Source organism: Microcystis sp. M53603_WE2, from assembly GCF_030065435.1.
Genome location: NZ_JASJFF010001308.1, coordinates 1 through 4,879, shown reverse-complemented (window position 1 = coordinate 4,879; position 4,879 = coordinate 1). Strand labels below are relative to the sequence as shown.

The window sequence follows — 4,879 nt, the reverse complement described above, 5'->3', positions numbered from 1 at the left end:
TTGGTATCAGAGCTATCAGATTTTTAGGGCTAATTGTGCATCTGCTGGGCAAACAAATTAGCCTGTAATTCAGAGCCGGCAATCGTTTTGACGATTTAGATAAAATTTTCAATGTGACACTTTAGGGTGCGGAATGTGGGTAAAAAGATTGTATCCGTCAATAACATCTTGACAGACCACTTAGTTTGATGATCTAAAATTTGAGTGTTGTTGCATCAACTTAAGGTAGAACATTCATTCTTGTATTTTGTGATTGCGATCGCTAATTGAACGTGAAGTTTATGACTGGCTTTAAAAGCCATGTAATGAGCGGTGGGAATAGTTCCCAGTAAACTCAAATCACCAATTAAGTCCAATAATTTATGTCTTGCTGGCTCATTATCAAAGCGTAAAGGAGGATTTAACCATTGATTTTGATCGCAGACTAAAGCATTTTCTAAACTGCCTCCTTTAATTAAACCAGCCTTTTGTAAATATTCAATTTGATCGGCAAAACCGAAAGTCCGGGCTGATGCGATCGCTTGACTAAAACTTTCCCGATCAGGACTCCAACTATACCATTGATTACCGATCGGTTTATAGGTAAAATCGATGCCGTAGGTAAAACGTAATTCAGGGGAAGGAATCGCCGCCACAAAAGCATCTCCTTCGTACAACCAAATCGGTTGAGAAATAGTTAAATCTGATGGAGAAAAAGAGTTATCTAAACCAGCATTTTTGATCGCTTCTACCCAGATTTTGGCCGAACCATCAAGGAGGGGAATTTCCGCACCATCCACCTCAATGCGAGCATCCTCTACCCCCAAAGCGGTTAAGGCTGCCAATAAATGCTCAACGGTTCTAACCTTTGCTTCTCCTCGTCTCAATTCCGTTGATAAAGTTGTTTGGTAAACCGAAGAAACTAGAGCGGGAATAATCGGTTGATTGGCTAAATCTCTGCGGACAAAATAACGTCCTTCCCCCGGATTTGCCCCACAGACGCGCACCCTTGTTATCTCCCCCGAATGCAGTCCAATTCCCGATAATTCAAATTGTTTAGCGATAGTAGAAACCATAATTATTAAGTAATAAAGCTTTTATCCGTGAACAGCAAAAATAACTAAATTTATCGATAACTGATAACTGATAACTGATAACTGATTAGAATCGTTCCCCGATACCGAAATGGAGACGAGAACCACCATCGACATTAAAACCGAAGTCAACCCGAATTTGGCCGACGGGAGATTGTACCCGAACACCTAAACCGTAACCGAGACCAGTACCGGGTAAATCCCGGACAATCCCGGGTTGACCGGGGACATCGCCTTGGGAACCAATAGTAGTCCCGAAATCGACAAATAACGCCCCCCCGATAATTGCGACAATGGGAAAACGATATTCGGCCGTCGCTTGGAAATAACTGCGACCGCTACCCACTTCTCCCTCGGCGTAACCCCGTACAGAGTTACTACCCCCCACAATAAAAGCATCGTAGGGGGGTAAATCGCCTAATACTGTCCCTGCTTGCACATTAAAAGCGAGGGATTGCTGACCTTTAAAAATATCGGTTTCAAAGAGATTAAAGGAATTAATAAACCGAACGGGGATAAAGTAACTATAACTACCCCGAACACGAGTGCCGAAAATACTGCCAGAACCGACCGGAATAGTTTGTTCTAAACCTAGACGCAGGAAAGAGCCACTGGTGGGCTGCAGGGGATTGTCGCGAAAATCTCGAATAGCGCCAATATTTAGGGAAAGTAGATCATCGATCCCAGAGGAACTAAAAGCCAGTTGTTGACTGCCAAAACCATTGAGAGGTGCAGACAGGGGGGAGATGTCACCATTGGCATTTTGCACCTGTACCTGTTGATAGTTAAAGCCTAGGGAAACCACCCATTTTGGTTTCGTAAACACATCGGGGGCCAAAGGACGGACAAAAGTAATACCACCACCCGTCCGGACGATACGGGGACTATCATTATCGTTAAGCGTCCGAATCGAGGAATTCTCCCCATCATAAACCAGAGAAATCGACTGTCGCCGGAAAACGTTCACCGTGTAGGAAGTGCGGAAATTATCCTTGGCAATCCAAGGATCGGAAAAACTCAGATCAAATAAAAATTCCCGTTCCCCTAACTGGACTTCTGCCCCTAAAGTTTGATTATTACCGCCAAAATTGCGCTGTTGATAGCTTACAGTGCCGAATAAGCCCGCATTCGAGCTAATACCACCCCCAGCAGCCAGGGAACCAGTATTACCTTCCACCACATCGACGTTAACAATCACCTCCCTTGGGTCGCTGCCGGGGGAAAAAGACAGACGCACATCCTCGAATAAACCGAGACCGAAAACACGCTGTAAATCCTGTTGGGCGGTATTGCGGTTGAAAATATCCCCCGCTTTTAGGCGCATTTCCCTAGTAATGATAAATTCTCTGGTTTTACCCTTGACTGGTTCCTGTTCGACGTTAAAGTAGCGTACTTGAATTTTTTCGATTAAACCTTCGGAAATGACCAAAATCACCCTACCATCGGGAGTGACTTGCGGCGCACCGATTACCTGGGCCAGATCATAGCCGTTTTTACTGTACCAGTCATTGATTTTTTTTACCCCCGCCTGTAATTCCCGTAAATTCAGGGTTTTGCCGTATTGACTAGCGAAAATTTCCTCGACCACCCCGGCAGGTAAAATCGATTTGTCCATGGTTTCCGGGGCAATTTGAATCTGTACACCCTGAAAAACGGGGTTAGGTTGCACCTCAAAGGTGACTCGCACCCCTAGGGGCGTATCTTGGGGAACTGCCCGCACATCGGCAAAAAAGCCCGTGGCAAAAACGGCGTTAATATCTTCTTGTAATTGCGATCGAGTCGTGCTTCGTCCTGGTCGGGTGCGAATGGTATTATAAACTAGATTTTCTAATTCTCGATCGGCCCCCTGTACTACCACTTCGGCCACCAAAACTCGCGACTCCTCCGCCGGCACCGGTGGGGCTGTTGTGGGAGTTTCTGCAGGGCTTGGGGTTTCCGTCGGGGTTTCCGTCGGTGCTGCCACGGGTGGCGTAGTTTCTCCCGTCGCAGGAGGCGACTGTACTATCTGCTCGATGCGGGGAAAAACCATTTCTTGCGGTTCTTCTTCGGCCATTACCGTCCCGTGAAATAATCCGAAAATAGCCAGCAGCAGAGCCAGCGAGGAATATCGCCCCGAAAAATTGAGATTTTTAAGCACTTCCACACACCCAGTAACACCATTATGGTTTTTTTGTTTTCTCTGCCCGAGAAATTTAACGAACGTTAAAACTCTAGCAGATTGCTTACTCTCAGTAAATCCCAGCTTGACCGGTGACTCAAGAGATACTGCATCAGGTCTGATATGGGTCAGCCGTCAGCATTAAGTTTTTATCTTGCCATATCTTAGCTTTTTCTGGTTTGGCTCTATTCCAATTCACCCTCTGGGATTATTGCCAACTCGGTTGGCGCACAATTAAATACATATCTTCCTAACTCACCAAAATTAAAAACAATTAAGTTTATTCTTGTGGGAATCCCCCAGCTTTTTACACCCGGGCAGATGTCAACGTCTCGTTTTTAATAACTGTACCAGTTGCGAGACCTGTTGGCGATTGAACATTTGCAGCAGGGTACTAGCTACTAATTCCGGTTCTAGGGTAATTAGGATTTGTGGTAATTTGGCGGCGGCTAATAATTGCAATTCCTGACTGACGGTGATTTCTTCCCCGCGACCCCATTCTAGTAAATCACCGGCTTGTTTTAATTCTTTAATAATAACCGGGGCGAGAGTGCGGTAGGAATGTTTGGGGTTAGCCAGGGCTGATTCGGCATTTTTAACTAAATATTGCCACTTTTGCTGTTCTGAAGCCAATTGAGACAGAGATAAAGTTAACTTTTGTAATTGCTGACGGGAAGCACTGGTTTCTTCCTGTTTGAACAGTTGTAACATCTGTTTGAGGATATCTCTGACGCGGATGGAGATAGAAGACGCTGTCGCAACAGCTGGGGTAAATTTTTGGGGGTCGAGAAGATAGTTAAGATGGGCCTGTAATTCGGCAAAAGTCGGTTCACCTTTTTTAAGGATAGCGTTAGCTTCCTCGGCTTGCAAACCTAATGGACTGGACAGCTTATCGATCAATATCTGAAGCAGATCATAACCCTTGAGGAACAAAGATTCTAATTTTTTATCCACTTGTATGGGATTTTCTTTCAGTATTTTAAAAGCATCCTCAAGACGGTGAGCAGTTTTTTGGATACTGCCATAACCTAACATGGCCGCTCCCCCCTTAATGGAATGGGCGGCACGAAACATCTCGTTCATCTGTTCAGTATTGTTCACGAGATTGCCTAAGTCTAAAATCCCCTGTTCCAAAGTTTCCAGGTGTTCTTTGGCTTCTTCGATGAAATAGCCGAGAATTTTCTGAGCGTTAGCGGAGTCCAAGGTCTTATCCCCCTTATCACGATGCTGTCTAGTCCTAGATTGCCCAGTTTTTCAGGAAATATATCAGTTATGGGGCAATGGCTAGGAAAACTGGCCCAGACGGACACAAGCTAAGTTCAAAAGCCTGCCCACAAGGGTTCTCAGCTTCTCTTGCTTAAAATAGATCGATACAACGGCAGGCAAAAAGCTAAGAAAAGAATCGGGGATGGGAGCAAGCTGACTAGAAATTATTCTTGATAAGAGGAAACTGAGTTGTTGACTATCTAAGATGGTAATGATTTGGTAGTAGTGGCGTAGCCCTCTTGCTTACCTGGTATGAATTGTGTAAAATATTTATGAATAAAAATAATTGGAACCCGCTCAGTCTTTAAACCTCTAGCTTGCTCATGACTGGCTCTTCTCGACTTTGTGTGATAATTTTTGCTTATGGAATCGTGAAATGCTT

Annotated in this window: 4 protein-coding genes; all 4 read right to left on the bottom strand. The window is 44.7% G+C overall.

Annotated features, from left to right (window positions below; translation table 11 throughout):
* Positions 1–215: 215 nt before the first annotated feature.
* Entirely contained in the window at positions 216–1,055 is an 840-nt protein-coding gene (gene lpxC, locus PX481_RS27440) for a UDP-3-O-acyl-N-acetylglucosamine deacetylase (protein ID WP_002761626.1), read from the bottom strand.
* An 85-nt stretch (positions 1,056–1,140) separates the two neighbouring features.
* The gene (locus PX481_RS27435; protein ID WP_223213053.1) at positions 1,141–3,126 is read right to left on the bottom strand and encodes a BamA/TamA family outer membrane protein; all 1,986 of its coding nucleotides are present in this window, start codon (positions 3,124–3,126) and stop codon (positions 1,141–1,143) included.
* Between the two features lie 429 nt (positions 3,127–3,555).
* On the bottom strand, positions 3,556–4,434 hold the full coding sequence (locus tag PX481_RS27430) for an Hpt domain-containing protein (RefSeq protein WP_002761622.1): 879 nt from the start codon (positions 4,432–4,434) through the stop codon (positions 3,556–3,558).
* Positions 4,435–4,697: 263 nt separating this feature from the next.
* The coding region (locus PX481_RS27425; RefSeq protein WP_288097101.1) for a hypothetical protein at positions 4,698–4,879 on the bottom strand (182 nt) is incomplete at its 5' end.

Coding starts and splice junctions, on each gene's coding strand:
- PX481_RS27435 (WP_223213053.1), bottom strand. CDS start 3,126: ATGGCCGAAGAAGAACCGCAAGAAATGGTTTTTCCCCGCATCGAGCAG.
- lpxC (WP_002761626.1), bottom strand. CDS start 1,055: ATGGTTTCTACTATCGCTAAACAATTTGAATTATCGGGAATTGGACTG.